Annotated in this window: 15 protein-coding genes; 3 read left to right on the forward strand and 12 right to left on the reverse strand. The window is 61.0% G+C overall.

Going from position 1 to position 15483, the window contains the following annotated elements:
- Window positions 1-348: 348 nt before the first annotated feature.
- Window positions 349-1077 carry a COG4705 family protein gene (locus GNZ12_RS21905; RefSeq protein ID WP_172313563.1) on the forward strand — a complete coding sequence of 243 codons (729 nt, stop codon included), beginning with the start codon at window positions 349-351 and terminating at the stop codon, window positions 1075-1077.
- Between the two features lie 154 nt (window positions 1078-1231).
- Here the strand turns inward: GNZ12_RS21905 and GNZ12_RS21910 are convergent, their stop codons facing one another.
- The 12 genes from GNZ12_RS21910 to GNZ12_RS21965 form a co-directional block, all read right to left on the reverse strand.
- Entirely contained in the window at window positions 1232-1375 is a 144-nt protein-coding gene (locus tag GNZ12_RS21910) for a hypothetical protein (protein WP_172313565.1), read from the reverse strand.
- 171 nt (window positions 1376-1546) lie between these two features.
- Window positions 1547-1915 carry a BON domain-containing protein gene (locus GNZ12_RS21915; RefSeq protein ID WP_172313567.1) on the reverse strand — a complete coding sequence of 123 codons (369 nt, stop codon included), beginning with the start codon at window positions 1913-1915 and terminating at the stop codon, window positions 1547-1549.
- A 97-nt stretch (window positions 1916-2012) separates the two neighbouring features.
- Window positions 2013-2324: a DUF4387 domain-containing protein gene (locus tag GNZ12_RS21920; protein WP_172313569.1), complete on the reverse strand. Its 312-nt coding sequence runs from the start codon at window positions 2322-2324 to the stop codon at window positions 2013-2015.
- Window position 2325: 1 nt separating this feature from the next.
- Complete coding sequence (locus GNZ12_RS21925) at window positions 2326-3690, reverse strand: acyclic terpene utilization AtuA family protein (protein WP_172313571.1); 1365 nt, start codon at window positions 3688-3690, stop codon at window positions 2326-2328.
- 140 nt (window positions 3691-3830) lie between these two features.
- The gene (locus tag GNZ12_RS21930; RefSeq protein ID WP_172313573.1) at window positions 3831-4562 is read right to left on the reverse strand and encodes a GntR family transcriptional regulator; all 732 of its coding nucleotides are present in this window, start codon (window positions 4560-4562) and stop codon (window positions 3831-3833) included.
- Between the two features lie 27 nt (window positions 4563-4589).
- Entirely contained in the window at window positions 4590-6011 is a 1422-nt protein-coding gene (locus GNZ12_RS21935; protein ID WP_216673318.1) for an MFS transporter, read from the reverse strand.
- A 152-nt stretch (window positions 6012-6163) separates the two neighbouring features.
- On the reverse strand, window positions 6164-7264 hold the full coding sequence (locus GNZ12_RS21940) for a porin (RefSeq protein ID WP_328806045.1): 1101 nt from the start codon (window positions 7262-7264) through the stop codon (window positions 6164-6166).
- 562 nt (window positions 7265-7826) lie between these two features.
- Window positions 7827-9182, reverse strand: a complete 1356-nt coding sequence (locus GNZ12_RS21945) for a sensor histidine kinase (protein ID WP_172313577.1) — start codon at window positions 9180-9182, stop codon at window positions 7827-7829.
- Window positions 9183-9203: 21 nt separating this feature from the next.
- Complete coding sequence (locus GNZ12_RS21950) at window positions 9204-9899, reverse strand: response regulator transcription factor (protein ID WP_172313579.1); 696 nt, start codon at window positions 9897-9899, stop codon at window positions 9204-9206.
- A gap of 10 nt (window positions 9900-9909) precedes the next feature.
- Window positions 9910-10728, reverse strand: a complete 819-nt coding sequence (locus GNZ12_RS21955; protein WP_328806046.1) for a MipA/OmpV family protein — start codon at window positions 10726-10728, stop codon at window positions 9910-9912.
- 246 nt (window positions 10729-10974) lie between these two features.
- Complete coding sequence (locus tag GNZ12_RS21960) at window positions 10975-12330, reverse strand: sensor histidine kinase (RefSeq protein WP_172313581.1); 1356 nt, start codon at window positions 12328-12330, stop codon at window positions 10975-10977.
- The gene (locus GNZ12_RS21965) at window positions 12317-13000 is read right to left on the reverse strand and encodes a response regulator transcription factor (RefSeq protein WP_172313583.1); all 684 of its coding nucleotides are present in this window, start codon (window positions 12998-13000) and stop codon (window positions 12317-12319) included. Before GNZ12_RS21965 ends, GNZ12_RS21960 begins: the two co-directional genes overlap by 14 nt.
- A gap of 160 nt (window positions 13001-13160) precedes the next feature.
- Here GNZ12_RS21965 and GNZ12_RS21970 point away from each other — a divergent pair, with 160 nt between their 5' ends.
- The gene (locus GNZ12_RS21970; RefSeq protein ID WP_172313585.1) at window positions 13161-13838 is read left to right on the forward strand and encodes a response regulator transcription factor; all 678 of its coding nucleotides are present in this window, start codon (window positions 13161-13163) and stop codon (window positions 13836-13838) included.
- A 151-nt stretch (window positions 13839-13989) separates the two neighbouring features.
- Entirely contained in the window at window positions 13990-15468 is a 1479-nt protein-coding gene (locus GNZ12_RS21975) for an efflux transporter outer membrane subunit (protein ID WP_172313587.1), read from the forward strand.
- Window positions 15469-15483 lie beyond the last annotated feature (15 nt).

The raw sequence follows: 15483 nt of genomic DNA on the forward strand, positions 1-15483 counted from the left end.
GCCGCGCGCCTCGCCGCCGTGCATGACCGGCCTCGGGTTCATAGCCGGACCGCCCGCCGCCGGCGGACCACCATGCGGCGGCGGATGATTCGCCCACCGGTTCGGAAGACTACTCGAACGTAGAAACAATCCTTTTACTTTGTCAGTGTTTGGTAAGTCCTCCCGGGCGAGTATGGGATTGCTGAACGCGGCCCGCCGGCCGCCTCTTTCGTGCCTCAGCGTGTTCTCTTAGTCAGTCTGACGACTTTAGGCCAATGCTGCTTCGACTTGATGCGGACTGAAGGTTGACCGGGTCCCGCGCCTGCCGAAATCGTCGCTATTTCCTCAAACATTCAACAGGAAATCTCTATGCATTTGAAGGTCACCCCAAACGTCGACCCCCGATACTGGGTGGCAATAATGATTGCGAGCGTCTGCGGAACGAACCTGGGTGACATCATTCCCGACGTCCTCAAGCTGGCACCGGCCGAAGGCCTGATCGTGTTACCGCTTATGTTTGCGATATTGGTGCTTGTTGAGCGTGCAACCGCCAAAGGCAGCGAAGCCTTTTACTGGATCGCCATACTCCTTGTACGAGCGGCAGCAACCAATATTGCGGATTATTCGATAGACCACGCGCATCTCACCTACTTCGACGTTGTTACCGTCCTGGCGATCATCTTCATCGGAATGGTGATGCTACGACGTCGATCAACACTCGAACAAACAAAGGGTGCACTGCAAACAGACGGCTTTTATTGGCTGACTATGTTGATCGCGGGAACCCTTGGAACAGCAACTGCGGACGCAATTGGCCACTCCTTGAATTCTGTCAGGATCGGCGTCCCGATATCTGCGTCAATCGCAACGCTAGCACTGCTTCTGATCTTGATTGCAAGAACACGCTTAATGAAGTTCGGTTCCACAGGCTACTGGATGACTGTCGCCGCCATCAGATGGTGGGGCACCAATGTCGGCGACATTTCGGCGTTTTTTCTTTCGCTGATCCCAAGTGCGGCAATAACCGGGTTTGCGCTCTCGACCCTGTTGTCAGCTTCGGCCATCATTTCTTCAGCCGCGACCAGGTCAGGTAGATGACGTGATGACGGTATTTCTCGTCTCCCGCCGCCAACTTTATATGTGGAACCTTCGCCATATCATTTGCACGTCCAACAATCTTGCCGCGCGCGGCAAACAGATTGCAGATCGTAGAGTCGACCAGCAGTGGGTGCCAGGATTGCACCCGCCAGAATTACACGCGGGCGCTTGCTTTAAAGATGGAAACAGTCTCGTCGAGGCGCATCACCTGTTCGTCGAGCGATTGTGCGGCGGCCACCACCTCTTCGACCAGCGCCGCATTTTGTTGTGTAACCTGATCGATCTGTCCGATGGCCACGTTAACTTCCTGGATACCGTGACCCTGTAAATCCGACGCCGCAGCGATCTCTTCGACAATGCCTCCGACCCGACGTATCGCCTGTTGCACCTCTGCAGTAACGCGCCCCGCCTCTTGCGCCTGTTGCGAGCCCGATCGAATCGTTGCTACTGATTGCTCGTCGTGTAGCTACTAAAAATTCTGCGCCTGCAAAGACAGCTTGTTCGTGACCGATGTGACGCCCGGCACGCTTCTAGCCACCTCCGCGGCTCTGTCGATCTGCGCGTTGTCCGGTACCGAACCTGTCAGCGTGACAGCGCCACCGCGCGCGCGCACGAAAATGTTCGTCACCTCGATGTCCTTCGTCTTGCTCAGTGCGCGCCGCACGTCAGAGCCGAGCTTGCGATCGGCTTTCCTGATGCTCATCTGGGTCGCTTTGGCCGACGCAGCAGAATCCGGCGTCACAGTGGGCGCACTGGATTGGGATTGCGCGTGAACGCTCGACACAAGCGCCAGACTCAGCACGACGCCAAGCGTCTGAAACGTTCTGATCACTTTCATAAGGTTTCCTTTCCGCGTTACAGCGGTTCAAGCGCGTGTTCATTCTTCAAGTTCCCATCCCCTTCGTGTCCGATAGCCCGTCTTCAGCTATTTGGCCTCACTCAGCGACTTCGATCGTGAGCAGTGGCACGTATTGCTGGCCACCGTAACAATCGCCGTCGCCTTTCGCGCTCTGGATAACCGGGCGCGGGATCGAAGCCTTGATGGCAAGCGCCGCGTCGTGATAGACGAGTGTCACGTCCGCTTCATTCACGCCGTAGAACTCGACCATGTGCTGCGCAGTCAGTGCACGCGTGCGTTTGGCCCGCTCATAGAGGGCTTTGCTGGAAAACATCAGATCGAAAGTCAGCACGAATGGTCCGGCGTTTTTCGAACGAATCAGACTGCACATATCGAAGAGCGTAGTCATGTCAAACCTCGAAGAATGTAGTACGGAACATATCCAGCGGCGTATCGGGCACGTTGATATGGTTCAGCGTGAACCGGTAGACTGCGCCACGCGGAATCTCCGGCGGTGAAAAGGGATAGGCAATCGTGCTGATAATGCCTTCATAGCCCGGCACAGGCAGGTGTGAACTGACGTGAGCCACAAAGGTCGCGATCTTGTCGGCTTGCTCCTGGGTGGGCGCCGTAACGGTAATCAGCACGCCGAGTTCATGCGGCGCCGCGCCGTTGCGCAGCGGCTCCAGTCCGCCCATCACACCATCGATGCCATACAGCCGGTATTCGATGTCGTAGTCGTCGGGCGTGAGCGTATCGCCGAACAGATCGGCAACCCGCCCGCGGAAATAGCCCTTCGCGTGCTGCACCAGAGCCGGCAATGCCTTGATGACATGCGGGTCGCGCACACCGCCCACGATGACTGTCTGATACCCAGCAATCGCCGCACCCTCAAGCTTGATCGTGTACTCTGCCGAAGGAAGAAACCGCGAGCCCCGCACACGCACGCGGCGCTCGTCGAGTGCTTCGTAGGTCGCGCCTTCCGTATCGATCACACCACCGGGTTCGGTCAACAGAAACGGGTTGGCATTCTCGTAGAGCGTGTGTGCGGCAATGCCGAGTGGCGTGCAACGCGCCTGGGGATCCAGCGGTTCGATATCGAAGTGATCGTCACGGATAGTGGCGAACATGCTGTCGGCGGCAGGCACCACCGCGCATGCCGCGCCGCATTCCAGGGTCTTGGCCGCATGCCACGCGAGGCCCGGGTCGGCGCCGAGCGCGACGGGCACGGCGGCGTACAACGCCGAGTCGCTCGCGCGCCCGGCCAGGATGACCTGCGCGCCCGCTTCGATCGCGGCCACGATCGGCTCCGTTCCCATCATGCCAACCACCGGCGAGTCGAAAGTACCTGCGCCGATCGGCGGCGCAGGTTCCAGCGGGCGGATACGCCCATTGGTAAGTTGGCGCTTCAGGTACTCGGGCTGCTGGTCCGATTTGATCACCGCGAGCCGGAAGCTGATGTTCTCTTCGGTCGCGATTTCGCGTGCCATCTCCGTGACCCAGTCGACGCCGACATCGCGACCACTCGTGCCGCACGAACCGACGATCAACGGCACCTGTAGACGATCCCGAGCGATCAGCAACAGCCTGAGATCGCGTTTGCAAGCTTCACGCGACAACTTTGGCCGGCCCTCGCCCAGGGCGGACGGGCCTGAATCCGTCGATCCCGCATCGCAGGCGATTACGTGTGGCTTCATCGCCACGCCGCGCTCCAGCGACTCGGGTTTGAACCCTGTCCCAAGACAGCCATTTCCCGCCAGCACTCTGATTTCCATGATCTTCTATTTTGCTTTGTATGACTAATTAATGACCGGTTACCCTGGGTGCTTCAACGCACTATGAATCAGCGTCCAGTTCTCTGCAGTGGGTTTATGTCCGGCGAATGAATTGGCCGGACACGGTGTTCAGCGCAGCGTCATGCGCATAGTTTCAACCAGTCGCTATCCGTTTCCGTAAGACGCTCGAATTCTTTGCGCAGACCGGCAATGTGCCGGCGGCCAGCGAGCTCGGCCATGTCCGCGTCGCGCTCCGCAATCGCTTCGACGATACGGTTGTGTTCGATCAGCGCACGGTGCCCGCGGCCCTCGAGATCCCTGAAACGATACAGTCGCGTCAAGCGGTTGATATCGCTCTGGATCAGCGTTTCCAGCAAGGCAACGCCGGAAAAGTTGGCGATCATGACGTGAAAGTCTTTCTTGCCGTATGCGGGATTCACCTCGTTCGCCAGTTCAACTGCGCGGGTTTTGTCGGCAAGTTCTGAATAAGCGCGCATGCCTGCTTCTTCAAACTCGGCGTGCTGGCGTAACGCTTCGATCTGGACGTCGGTTGCATTGAGAGCGGCTAGGCGGCATGCCATGCCTTCCAACGCCTCGCGCACCACGAACATTTCCACTACCTCCTTGCGCGAAAGCTGGGCGACGCGCACCCCCGCGTGCGGCGTGCGCAACACGAGGCGCCGCTCCTCCAGCCGGGCAATGGTTTCCCGCAGCGTCGCGCGGCTCACCTCGTAGCGCGCCGCCAGGTCGACTTCGACAATCTTGATTCCCGGCGGCAGCACGCCCGAGAAAATGTCCTGCGCCATGCGGTTGAGGAGTTGATCTCCTACCGTAACCGGCGCGTCTACTATTCGTTCGGTCCGCTCTGTCATTGCTCAATCCTATTCGTTGAATCGTTGCTAGCGATATGCTCCGGCAAGCGTCTTGCCGGCTTCACGGCCCTTGAGCGTGCGCGGCCCCATCACTGCGACCACCGCGGCGACGATGATCTGGCTCACAGCCAGAAAGACGAACGCCGCGGTAGTGCCGGCTCGCTGCAACAGAAATCCCATAATCAGGCTGGAGAATACAGCGGCGAGGCGCCCCCAGGAATACACGAAGCCGATCGCTTGCGCGCGCATCGCCGAGGGAAAAAGTTCCGACTGATACGCGTGAGTCGCGTAGGCGCTCAAGACGTTAAACATCGTCACGCCGACGCCGAACAGAATCAGCATCGCGGGTGCGTCCTGGTGAGCGAAGCACAAGCCACATGCGCCCGCTCCCAGCGCCGCAATAACGATCTGCCATTTGCGCTCAAGCCGGTCGGCAAACAGCAGAAACAACAGCGGACAGACTGGATAGCTCAGCCCGATATAAAGCGAGTACTCGAGGCTTTTCATTATCGGGTGTCCCTGTGCGGCAAGCAGCGCGGGGACCCAATTTCCAAAGCCGTAAAAACCGATCGCGTTGAATACATTCATGAGCGACAGCATCGTGACGATGCCCAGCCAGGGCGCTCTGAACATAACGCCCGCGGCCACGTTCGCCGGGGTACCTTCGGTCGCCTCCCCTGCCATCGCAGTCAGGTGCGGCAGCTTCGCAGCGGCCACTGCGCCGAAACATCGCTGTTCGAGCGTAGTGACGATGCGATCTGCCTCGGTCACCGACCCATGTTGCGCAAGCCACCGAGGCGACTCTGGCAAGCGCGTGCGTGTGAACCACACCAGCATCGCCCCCCCGCTCCCGATGATGCAGAGCCAACGCCACCCCTCCACGCCAAGCGGGCTTCGCGGGATCAACGTGAGACTGAGCACGCCCGCGACCGGCACGGCCAGCAATTGCACGAACGTCGAGAAAGCAAACGCGCGCCCGCGATAACGCGCCGGAACGATCTCCGCGATGTAGGCGTCGATCGTAACCAGTTCCACGCCCAGTCCGATGCCGCCGACAAAGCGCCAGACATCCACCTCCATGGCGCTATGCTGCAACGCCATCAGCACGGTCGCGCCGGTGTACAAAAGCAGTGCGACATTGAAGGTACGCTTGCGGCCGATGCGGTCTGCAAATCGGCCGAACAGCAATGCGCCGGCGAACAGCCCGAGGAAAGTCGCCGCGCCGAACGCCGCCTGATCGGGCAGACCGAGCAGACCGCCGCGCGTCGCGAAGACGCCCTCGCGCACAAGACCCGGAGCCGCAAGCGCCGTCAACGCCAGATCGTAGGTTTCAAAGAACGCTCCCGCCGCCAGCAGCGTCACCAGATACCAGAGGTGGCGTGTCATGGGCAGCCGGTCAAGCCGCGCTTCGATCATGCGCGTGGCCGCGGTGTTGCGAGACGCGTTCAACGTGAACCTCCATGCATTTGCCGACCGGTCGACGGCAAGCCCGCGTCTCGCTTCACTGCACGTTTTACATTGTATGACAATAAGTTCATATCGTTGCAATTTCCCTGCTTATTTCTTGATAATTAGAAAGTTTGTCTGACATTCGACATCCCTCAGAACTGGTGACGTATGCCGGCCATCAAGCCTAGCTGGGTGCTCTTCTGCGCAGTGCCCAGGCCATTGACGCCCTGGATTTGCGCCCCGATCAGGTCACCGCGATACAGTCCGTAGTTGCCTTCGATATAAACATCGGTCCGCTTCGACAGGTTGTAGTCCGCGAGGAGTTCGAACTGTGAGGCCGTGCCGTCGAGCCGCTCGGTCTTGCCGGTCTGCAGCGTGCGCCAGTAGTTGAAGGAAAGCCGCATCGCCGAGCTGAACGAATGCACCGCGCCGAGGCTGAACATGCGGCGCGAACTGAAGTCGGTGTACTTCAACGCGGCCAGTACCGGTGCGGTAAACGGCCCGTTGAGATACGACTGGAAGCCCGGGTCAAGCCGGTTTTCGAAGTAGCCGGCGTGGAACTGCATGCTCTGCCAGGTGTAGGACGCACCCGCCGTCCATGCCTTCGAATGCGAACCGTTAGTCGAATCGCGCGAATCCATATAGGCCGCGCCTGCCGCGAGCGGCGCGGCAGGCATATAAGCCACGCCGATACCCATTTGCGAACCGTAGGACGTGTGCCCTGCCGTGTTGCCGAACGCGTATGAAACCTGACCGACCACGTCGGCGAGCTTGATGGTGTATTTCGCCATGTTGCTGGACCACGGGCCGCCGAGCATGGTGAATTCCGGCTGGAAGCTGAAGTTGAACGGCACCCAGGGATTCGATGCATAGGTTCGTTCGACCACGCCCGCGAGCACGTTGGTCTGACGCCCCATGGTCAGCATGCCAAGGTTGGCGGACTTCAGACCTACGAATGCCGTGTTCCAGAACGGTAGACCCGGATCGGACTGACCATTGTTGAGATCGAAACGGTTTTCCAATCGGAAGATCGCCGCGTTGCCCCCGCCCAGGTCCTCGGTTCCACTCACGCCAAAGCGGCTTTCCGACAGACCTCCGACACCCATCTGCACAGTCGAGCCCCCGGCGCGATTGACGTGAGTCTGATACTGCACGCTGACATCGGTGAGTCCGTACAGGGTTACGCTCGACTGCGCCATCGCGCTTCCCGCTCCACATGACGCAAGCACTCCCACAACGTAAATAGCTTTCACATCGTCTCCGTTTTTATATTCGGCACCCGATCGATATCGGCTGATAGCCGGCCTCGGCCGATTGTCCGATCTGACTTGAACGCCTCTCATCAATTTCTGTCTGACAATGGAATGATATTTCGCCGAATACATCGCTATCAATTGGGGTAATCGCCTGGAATGTCTGACAATCACAAAATATTGGGGCGCGAGCGGCCTAGCTCAAATACAACCGGAGCTGGACATGGGAAGGCGACGGATTCGGCCATTCTTCGCAGGTTTTGCGTAGTGGTGCCCATCGGAACTTGCTATGGGCACCGCCTGAACCATGCGGTCGCAGGCGGCGGAGTTTCGGGGTGGCTCGATGCACTTCTGTCCGACTATCCAGTCAGTCAGCGCTGCTGTGCCGGACTACCGGGCGCAGAGGTTGTGGCAACCATGTTTTGCGTCGGGTACCTACAAATGACCGTTTGCGTTTTTTGTTCTTTTTCTCAGAACGACCGGGCATTCCCCCACGCACACTGCCCCCGGCATATTGACCCGCGCGGTTCCAGGATGTAACGCGTGCGGCTGCCGACGGCCACTACAGCCAGACAATGAATCCAGTTCCAGAAAACGAACTGCTGACAGTCAGCCGCCATTCATGAGCAGTCGCGATTTCCTTGCAGATCGCGAGGCCGAGCCCGGCGCCATCATGCCGGGCATCCGGCGCCCGCCAGAACCGCTCGAAGAGAAACGGCAGGTACTCTTGCCGGATGCCTGGCCCCTCGTCCCGAACCTGAATCGAACTGTTATCGAGAATCAGCCATACGACGCTGTTGGGCGGCGAAACATTGATTGCATTTTCGACCATGTTCTTGAGCAGAATGAACAACGCACCTCGGTCGGCCCAGATCGACTGCAGCGCAACCGGAGCCTCGAGTTGAAGCGTGACATGATTCCTGTCGGCCTTGCGCGCGAGATACGACACGACGTCCTGAGCGACATCGACACTGCTTACTGCGCCAAAATTGAAGTTCTGCGACTCGCTAACTTCGGCGAGATGCAACAGTTGCCGAACCTGACGCGCCATCAGATCGATTTCGCGAAACAGCAGGTCCTTGTCGTCGATCCCGGGCTGCAGTTCGATTTGACCGCGGATCAGGGTGAGCGGCGTCTGCAACTCGTGCGCGGCTGACGCGAGAAACTGCTGCTGCACGGCGAAGCCGTTTTCGAGTCTGTCGAGCGCCTCGTTGAAGGCATGGATCAACGGCCTGATTTCACTCGGAATACCCTCGATGGAGAGCCGCGTCGTGAGATTGCGCGGTGTGATACGTGCAGCCGCGCGCGATGCCTCCCTAAGCGGCCTCAGCAGCCGATGCACGGTAAAAGGGAAAGACAGGCCAAAAATGATCGTGGCAACGACAATGATCGTCTTGATGATCGCAGGCATCGGCTTGACCTTGGCGTCGATAAGTGCGTCGACGAATCGTTCGGACGTTGCGGTCTGGATGTAGAAAACCGCCGGACCCTGCGCCACCCGCAGCGTCAGGATGACGAATGGCTTCGCGTCTATCTCCGCCCGCTGGACATTGCCAACGAACCCGGATAGATCTCCTGCAATCCATGCTTGACCTCCCCCGGCGCCGTTCGAAGCCAGCAACACATTGCCGCGTTCGTCGAGTACCCGGTACTTCAGTTCCGTCGGCACCACCTCGAAGAGCCAGGCCCTCTGCGCGGGAAGCGCAACCGAAACCGGACGGCCAGCACTATCGAACTGGAGTCCACCCGCGATCGCCGTGACATTTTCCATCTCCTCGTGCCGCCCGAGCATCTGCTGGGGGAAATGATTGAACGCATAGGTGGCGACCGTCGCCAGCACGGTCAGGCTGATCGCGAGCGCAACAATGCTGGTCACCCAAAGCCGCGCGGACAAACTGCGAATCCAGTGATTGAGCATGGTGAGCAATGGGCCGTTGATTTAGTGCTGCCCGGTGAGCCCTGCAGCAACCTGGAGCGCGAAGCCCGCGCCGCGAATATTGGCGAGCCGCGTCGTTGCGCCCACCGCGGTCAACTTCTTACGCAAACGATGCAGCGTGACTTCGAGCGCGTTGGGCGTAACGGCTTCGCCGAGTCCCCACGCGGCATGTTCGAGCGCCGCATGCCGCACGGTGGCGCCTGCCGCCTTCACGAGGCACAGCACGATCTGCAACTCGGCCGGTGCCAGCAGAACAGACTGCGCGCCGCAGCGCATGGCGCGTTGCTGCGGATCAACCGTGATGTCGCCGAACGAGATCACCAGTTCCGTCAGCGCCACCGGACGGCGCATCAGCGTACGCACCCGCGCGACCAGTTCACTCATGGCAAAGGGTTTGGTCACGTAGTCGTCCGCGCCGCTCTCCAGTCCGTCGACGCGGTCATGCAGCGCGTCGCGCGCCGTCAGCATGAGCGAGGGCGTCATCTGCCCGGCCGCGCGCAATGTCCGCAGAAAAGTGAGGCCGTCGCCGTCCGGCAAACCGCGATCTATGATGAGCACCGCGTAGTCGGCCCGGCTCACGCCATAATGCGCCTCCGAAAGGGTACCGAACACATCGGTCTCGATGCCCGCAGCGGAAAGCGCCTGGCGGATCATGCCGGCCAGGCGCTCGTGGTCTTCGATCAGTGCAACTCGCGACATGCGGTGCGGCTCAATTGAATTGGTAAAGGTAACCGATCCTGGCTTGCGGAATATAACGCTTGCCCACCAGCGGACTATCGGTGATGCCGCTGCCAAGGTGCGCGACGCCGACGTCGAGAATCAGGATCTGATGACGCGTGAACTTGTAGTTGATACGCGTTCCCACTGAGATGTCGTAGGTCGCCTTACCGGTATATTCCGGGCGCCCGGCGCGCACTTCGGATGAACGCACGCCGTAATAGTAATCGACATATTTGCTGCTCAGCCAATCCACGCCGGCGTGCGGTTCGAACTCGAATTTGCCGTAGTCGAAGGACTTGCTGAAGTCGATCGTGGCTTTCTGCCCCTTATTGCCGCCTTCCAGAACATCGCCCGACAGCGTGCCGTATGCGGTGTGCCATGCGAGTGCCGGGCCGTACCAGAACGCGCCGTTGCGGTTCTGCATGCCGCTCAGAATCGGCGCGTCGGACGCTTTGTAGCCGTCGCCAATCGCGTACTGTCCGCGCAACGCGAGGCTCACGTTGCTCCACTTGCCGATCTTCAGATCGACGGCCGTGCCGAATGCATGGACCCATTTGTCGTCGAACGAAATCAGCGGAATCGGCGTGTATTTCGTGCCATAGCCTTTGTAAGGCGCCTGTTCGATACCCGCTCCCACGCCCAGGCCCCAATGCGTCACATTGGTCGAATTGTTCAGCACGGCGAAGCCCGTGTCGTCCGCCGTGGGCGGCTCCGGGCTCTGGCCGTCGGCCCAGGCCGCACCCGAAAACATGAAGAGCGATGCGATCGCCAATAGAAGCCTGCGCTCACGGCAGAGAGGTTTTTTCACGTCGAGTCCTGAGTTGATGGATGAGGCGCCATCGACTCTAAGGCTGCTGGACTTACTCGTTACTTACTCAAAGCGGTGAGTACTAGCCTGCCCGGCGGCGGCAGGGGTACGGGCGAATGTCACGGCTGTGGGACTGCGGCGGCAAACGACGTGCACGCGGGTAAGTATCAGGCAAGGCATCCGGGTTAAACATCGAGGCCGCTAGACGACTGCCCGTCATGAACGCATCCCCTGGTGATCGACGCGCTACTCATTCGGTTTGTACAATAGGATTGTGCATCCGGGCGTCGCGTCCTTGAAGCGGATTGACATGCCGTGCATTCCCGCCACCGCCTGTGCGAGGCTTAGTCCAAGCCCGCTGCCGGGCGTATGACGGCTCGCCTCACCGCGATAAAAGCGCCGCAGCACGGCTTGCTGTTCGGCGGGCGCGATACCGGGCCCATCGTCTGAAACGGCGATGCCCGCGCCGGTCTTGTCGCGGAACACCGTGATCCGCACATGGCCGCCATGCGGTGCGAACTTGATGGCGTTTTCCACCAGATTCGCCAGTGCCTCGAATAGCAGATTCGGATCGCCCCGGATCTCAAGCGGCCCCGATACCGTTCGCTGCAATTCGAAGGCGATTTGCTTTTCTTCGGCAGTCGGATCGTAGAATTCGAACACGTCATCGGCGACGGCGGCCAGATCGACCGTTGTGAATCCCGCGTGGCGCACGCCGCTTTCGATTTCCGAAATGCGCAGCAGCGCGTTGAAGGTGCGCAGCAGCCCACTGGTCTCGACAATGGTTTCATCGATTGCCGCGCGACACTCCGCTTCGGTTTTAGCGCGCCGTTGCGCACGTTCGAGTCCAGCGAGCATTCGGGTGAGCGGCGTGTGCAGATCGTGTGCAATCGCATCGCACACGCCCTTGACCTCATTCATGAGCCGCTCGATTTCGTCGAGCATGCCATTCACGACGGCGACGAGGCGATCCACGTCGTCGCGTTTTGAATGCATCGGCAAACGCCTGCTGAGATTGCCGGCGACGATTTCCTCGATCGAGGCGGTTACCGCGTCGAGCCGCCGCATTGCCGATATGCCGATCAGGCTCGCTCCGACCAGGCCGATCACGAGTGTGATCATGGCGGTGGAAAGCAGCGCGTGCACCAGTTCTTCGTCGAAATGGTCGAGTTCGCGGGTGTTCTGGCATTGCAACGCGATGCGGCTATCCGGCACGCGCGCGGCAATGCATCGGCCGGGCGGGTGGCCGGGCAGCTTCGCGAGTCGCATGGAAAACGGTTGGTCGAACACGGGGATAGCCGGGTGATCGCCCGCGTAGCCGCCGGCGAGATGTTTTCCGGCAGCGTCGAACAGACCGAACGGGCGTTGGTGGCGCGGATCGAACTGGTTTTGATGTTCGAATCGCGCGACCAGTTCGTCCGGTTCTTCGCGTTGCAACTGGGCGTGCTCGCGGATCAGCCAGTCGTCGATGCGCTCCTGTTCGAAGCCGGTGATCTCGCGGTACAGGTAGCCGAACAACAGTATCGCGATCACGCCGAACAGCATCAGGAACAGCGTGGCGAGGCGAAAGCCGGTGGTGCGGTGCAGGTCAGTCAGGCGCATGGAGCATGTATCCCGAACCGCGCACGGTATCGATCATCGGAGCCGTCCCGTCCGGGTCGAGCTTCTTTCTCAGGCGGCTGATATGCACATCGATCACATTGGTCCGCTCGTCCAGCCGGTAGTCCCATACCGCTTCGAACAGCATGGTGCGGCTTACCACCTGGCCCTCATGCTGCATCAGGTATTCGAGCAGCCGGTATTCGCGTGGCAGGAGCGGCACCGGACGGCCGGCGAAGCTTACTTCGCGCTTGAGCGGGTCCAGACGCAGCGGGCCGACCTGATACTCCTGCACGCCGGGCGCCGCTTCGCGCCGGCGCATCAGCGCGTCGAGCCGGGCGGTCAGTTCGATGAACTCGAACGGCTTGGTCAGATAATCGTCTCCGCCGGCGCGCAGACCGCGCACACGTTCGTCGACCGCGGAGAGCGCGCTCAGAATCAATACGGGCGTGAACACGCCGGCGCTGCGCAACGCCGCCAGCATGCCGAGCCCTTCGAGTCCGCCCGGCAACATGCGATCGAGCACGATGGCGTCATAACTGTTGGCGACCGCAAGCATCAAACCGTCGCGGCCCGTGCGCGCGGTCTGTACCTTGCAGCCGTGATCGGTCAGCGCTTCAACGATCTCCGCGAGGGTTTGCTCGTCGTCTTCGACGACCAGTACGTTCGACATGCATTTTTCCAGAAGTGAGCGCGCGGCGAACCTGGGCGAGGTGGCCGTTTACACTACGCTCGTATCTACAATGTCCCGAAGTATGCCGTGCGAAGCTGCACAGGCGTTTCGCGCCAACATTAAAAAATTTTAATGTGGGCCTCATCAACCTGTTTAGCGCATGCGAATCCTGCTGGTCGAAGACGATACGCGCGCCAGCCATTTTCTGGCGCGTGGCTTGAGCGAAAGCGGTCTGATTGTCGACACCGTCGCCGACGGCGCGACCGGGCTCGCCTACGCGCGCGAGGGCATTTACGACGTGATTGTGACCGACCGGCTTCTGCCGGGGCTCGACGGCGTCGCCCTCGTGCAGCAATTGCGCGCCGGTGGCGATACCACGCCGGTGCTGATGCTGTCCGCGGTTGGCGGGCTGAACGAACGCGTGGAAGGCATCCGCGCCGGGTGCGACGATTACCTCATGAAGCCATATGCCTTCGTCGAAGTGCTGGCGAGAATCGAGGCGCTCGCGCGGCGCGCGGATCGCAGCAGGATGAGCGAGCGGCTCGAATGCGCGGATCTGGTACTCGACACCCGGGCGCGAACCGCGATGCGCGGCGGGCGCGATCTGCGACTGCAGCATCGCGAGTTTCTATTGCTCGAATGCCTGGCGCGTCGGGAAGGCCAGGTCGTGACGCGCAGCATGCTGCTCGAGGCGGCGTGGAATTACGATTTCGAACCGCGCGGCAATATCATCGATATGCACATGCATCGGCTGCGGGCAAAGGTGGACCGCGATTTTCCGGTGGCGCTGATTCATACCGTGGTCGGAGCGGGCTATGTGCTGAACCCGGCGCCTTAGCAGGCGCTTTGCGGCGACATAGGCGGCCTCGTGGATGCACGCTCCGACGGCGTGTTGCGGCGCATTAAATTTTTTTCATTATTGGGCGAAAGCGCCGACAGGCCCCGCTGACTACTCTGGCGACATTCCCATGTTGCCGGAGCGTTCTCCAATGTCAGGGCTGTCCCGTTCGGCGCCGTTTTCGCACGTCGTCAGTCCTCGTGCGCCTCATCGGGCCCTGCGTGCTGCCGCATGTGCCGCATGCGCACTCGGTGTCGCGGTTCTGGCCGGGTGCTCGCTCGTGCCGGCCTATCAGCGGCCGGGTGCGCCGCTCGCGCAGCGCTTCGACGGCGCGGCGAGCGCGTCGCTCGCCGATACCGTTCCCGTCAGGAGCGGCTGGTGGCGCGAATATCACGACCCTGCGCTCGATGCGCTGGTCGATCGGAGTCTGCGCAACAACTTCACGCTGGCGTCCGCGATTGCGAGTGTCGAACAGGCGCGCGGCAACGCCGAGAAAGCCGGCGCGCCGCAGTATCCGTCGCTGTCGCTCGGCGCAACCTTCGACCGCAGCCACCAGGGGCGTGGTTCGACCACCAAGACCCAGAGCCTGTTCGCCGAAGCAAGTTACGAGGTCGACTTCTGGGGCTTTAACGCCGCTAACGCCAGCGCGGCGGACCTGCTCGCGCGCGCATCCGAGTTCGATCGCGATACGGTGGCGTTGACGCTGACCGCATCGGTGGCGGACACGTATTTCCAGGTGCAGAGCCTGCGCCGCCGTCTGGCGATCGCACGGTCCATTTCCGACGATGCCGCGCACATTCTGCAATTGTTGCTCGCGCAACAGGAGGCGGGCGTCGCGACCGAGCTGCAGGTCCAGCAGCAGCGCAATGCGCTCGCCACCTTCCAGGCGGCGGTGCCGGCGCTGCAACAGCAACTGGACACCAACATCCATGCGCTCGCCGTGCTGGTGGGCACCGCGCCTGAGCAGTTCACGGTCAACGACACCGCGCTCGCCGGTATCGCCATTCCCCAGCCGCGTCCGAATCTGCCGGCCAGCCTGCTGGAAACGCGCCCCGATATCCGCTCGAAAGAAGCGCAGTTGCAGTCAGCCAATGAGGGCGTCGGCGCGGCGCGCGCCGCTTTCCTGCCGAACATCGTGCTGACCGCCGACGGCGGCCTCAGCAGCCAGTCGCTTTCGCATTTCCTGTCGAGTCCGTTTGCGAGCCTCGCCACATCGCTGGCCGCACCGCTGTTCGACGGCGGCGCGCTGCGTGGTCAATTGCACGCAAGTCAGGCGGCCGAAGCAAAGGGCGTCGCCGATTACCGGCAGGCCGTGGTGACTGCGCTGCAGGACGTCGAGGATTCGCTCTCGGCGGCGCAACAGCAGCAGCTCGCGGAGGCCGCCGACCAGACTGCTGCCGACGCTGCCCGCAAAGCCGCCACGCTTGCGCAAGGCCAATACAAGCTCGGCACCGTCGACTTTCTGACCGTACTCGACGCCCAACGCACGCTCTATCAAGCCGAAGACACGCTGGTGCAGGCGCGACTCGCGCGCCTGCAAGCGTCGGTGAGCCTGTTTCGCGCGTTCGGCGGTGGCTTCGGTGTCACCGATAGCAGCGCAGCTTCCACTTCTACGCCTTCCCGCTCATGAAACCTGCAGACCTTC

It is taken from the genome of Paraburkholderia solitsugae (assembly GCF_013177695.1).
Taxonomy (GTDB): domain Bacteria; phylum Pseudomonadota; class Gammaproteobacteria; order Burkholderiales; family Burkholderiaceae; genus Paraburkholderia; species Paraburkholderia solitsugae.

Bases quoted from the DNA above. Each gene is read 5' to 3' on its own strand.
- GNZ12_RS21975 (WP_172313587.1), top strand. From the start codon at position 13,990: ATGTCAGGGCTGTCCCGTTCGGCGCCGTTTTCGCACGTCGTCAGTCCT.
- GNZ12_RS21960 (WP_172313581.1), bottom strand. From the start codon at position 12,330: ATGCGCCTGACTGACCTGCACCGCACCACCGGCTTTCGCCTCGCCACG.
- GNZ12_RS21920 (WP_172313569.1), bottom strand. From the start codon at position 2,324: ATGACTACGCTCTTCGATATGTGCAGTCTGATTCGTTCGAAAAACGCC.
- GNZ12_RS21950 (WP_172313579.1), bottom strand. From the start codon at position 9,899: ATGTCGCGAGTTGCACTGATCGAAGACCACGAGCGCCTGGCCGGCATG.
- GNZ12_RS21970 (WP_172313585.1), top strand. From the start codon at position 13,161: ATGCGAATCCTGCTGGTCGAAGACGATACGCGCGCCAGCCATTTTCTG.
- GNZ12_RS21930 (WP_172313573.1), bottom strand. From the start codon at position 4,562: ATGACAGAGCGGACCGAACGAATAGTAGACGCGCCGGTTACGGTAGGA.
- GNZ12_RS21945 (WP_172313577.1), bottom strand. From the start codon at position 9,182: ATGCTCAATCACTGGATTCGCAGTTTGTCCGCGCGGCTTTGGGTGACC.
- GNZ12_RS21965 (WP_172313583.1), bottom strand. From the start codon at position 13,000: ATGTCGAACGTACTGGTCGTCGAAGACGACGAGCAAACCCTCGCGGAG.
- GNZ12_RS21925 (WP_172313571.1), bottom strand. From the start codon at position 3,690: ATGGAAATCAGAGTGCTGGCGGGAAATGGCTGTCTTGGGACAGGGTTC.
- GNZ12_RS21915 (WP_172313567.1), bottom strand. From the start codon at position 1,915: ATGAAAGTGATCAGAACGTTTCAGACGCTTGGCGTCGTGCTGAGTCTG.
- GNZ12_RS21905 (WP_172313563.1), top strand. From the start codon at position 349: ATGCATTTGAAGGTCACCCCAAACGTCGACCCCCGATACTGGGTGGCA.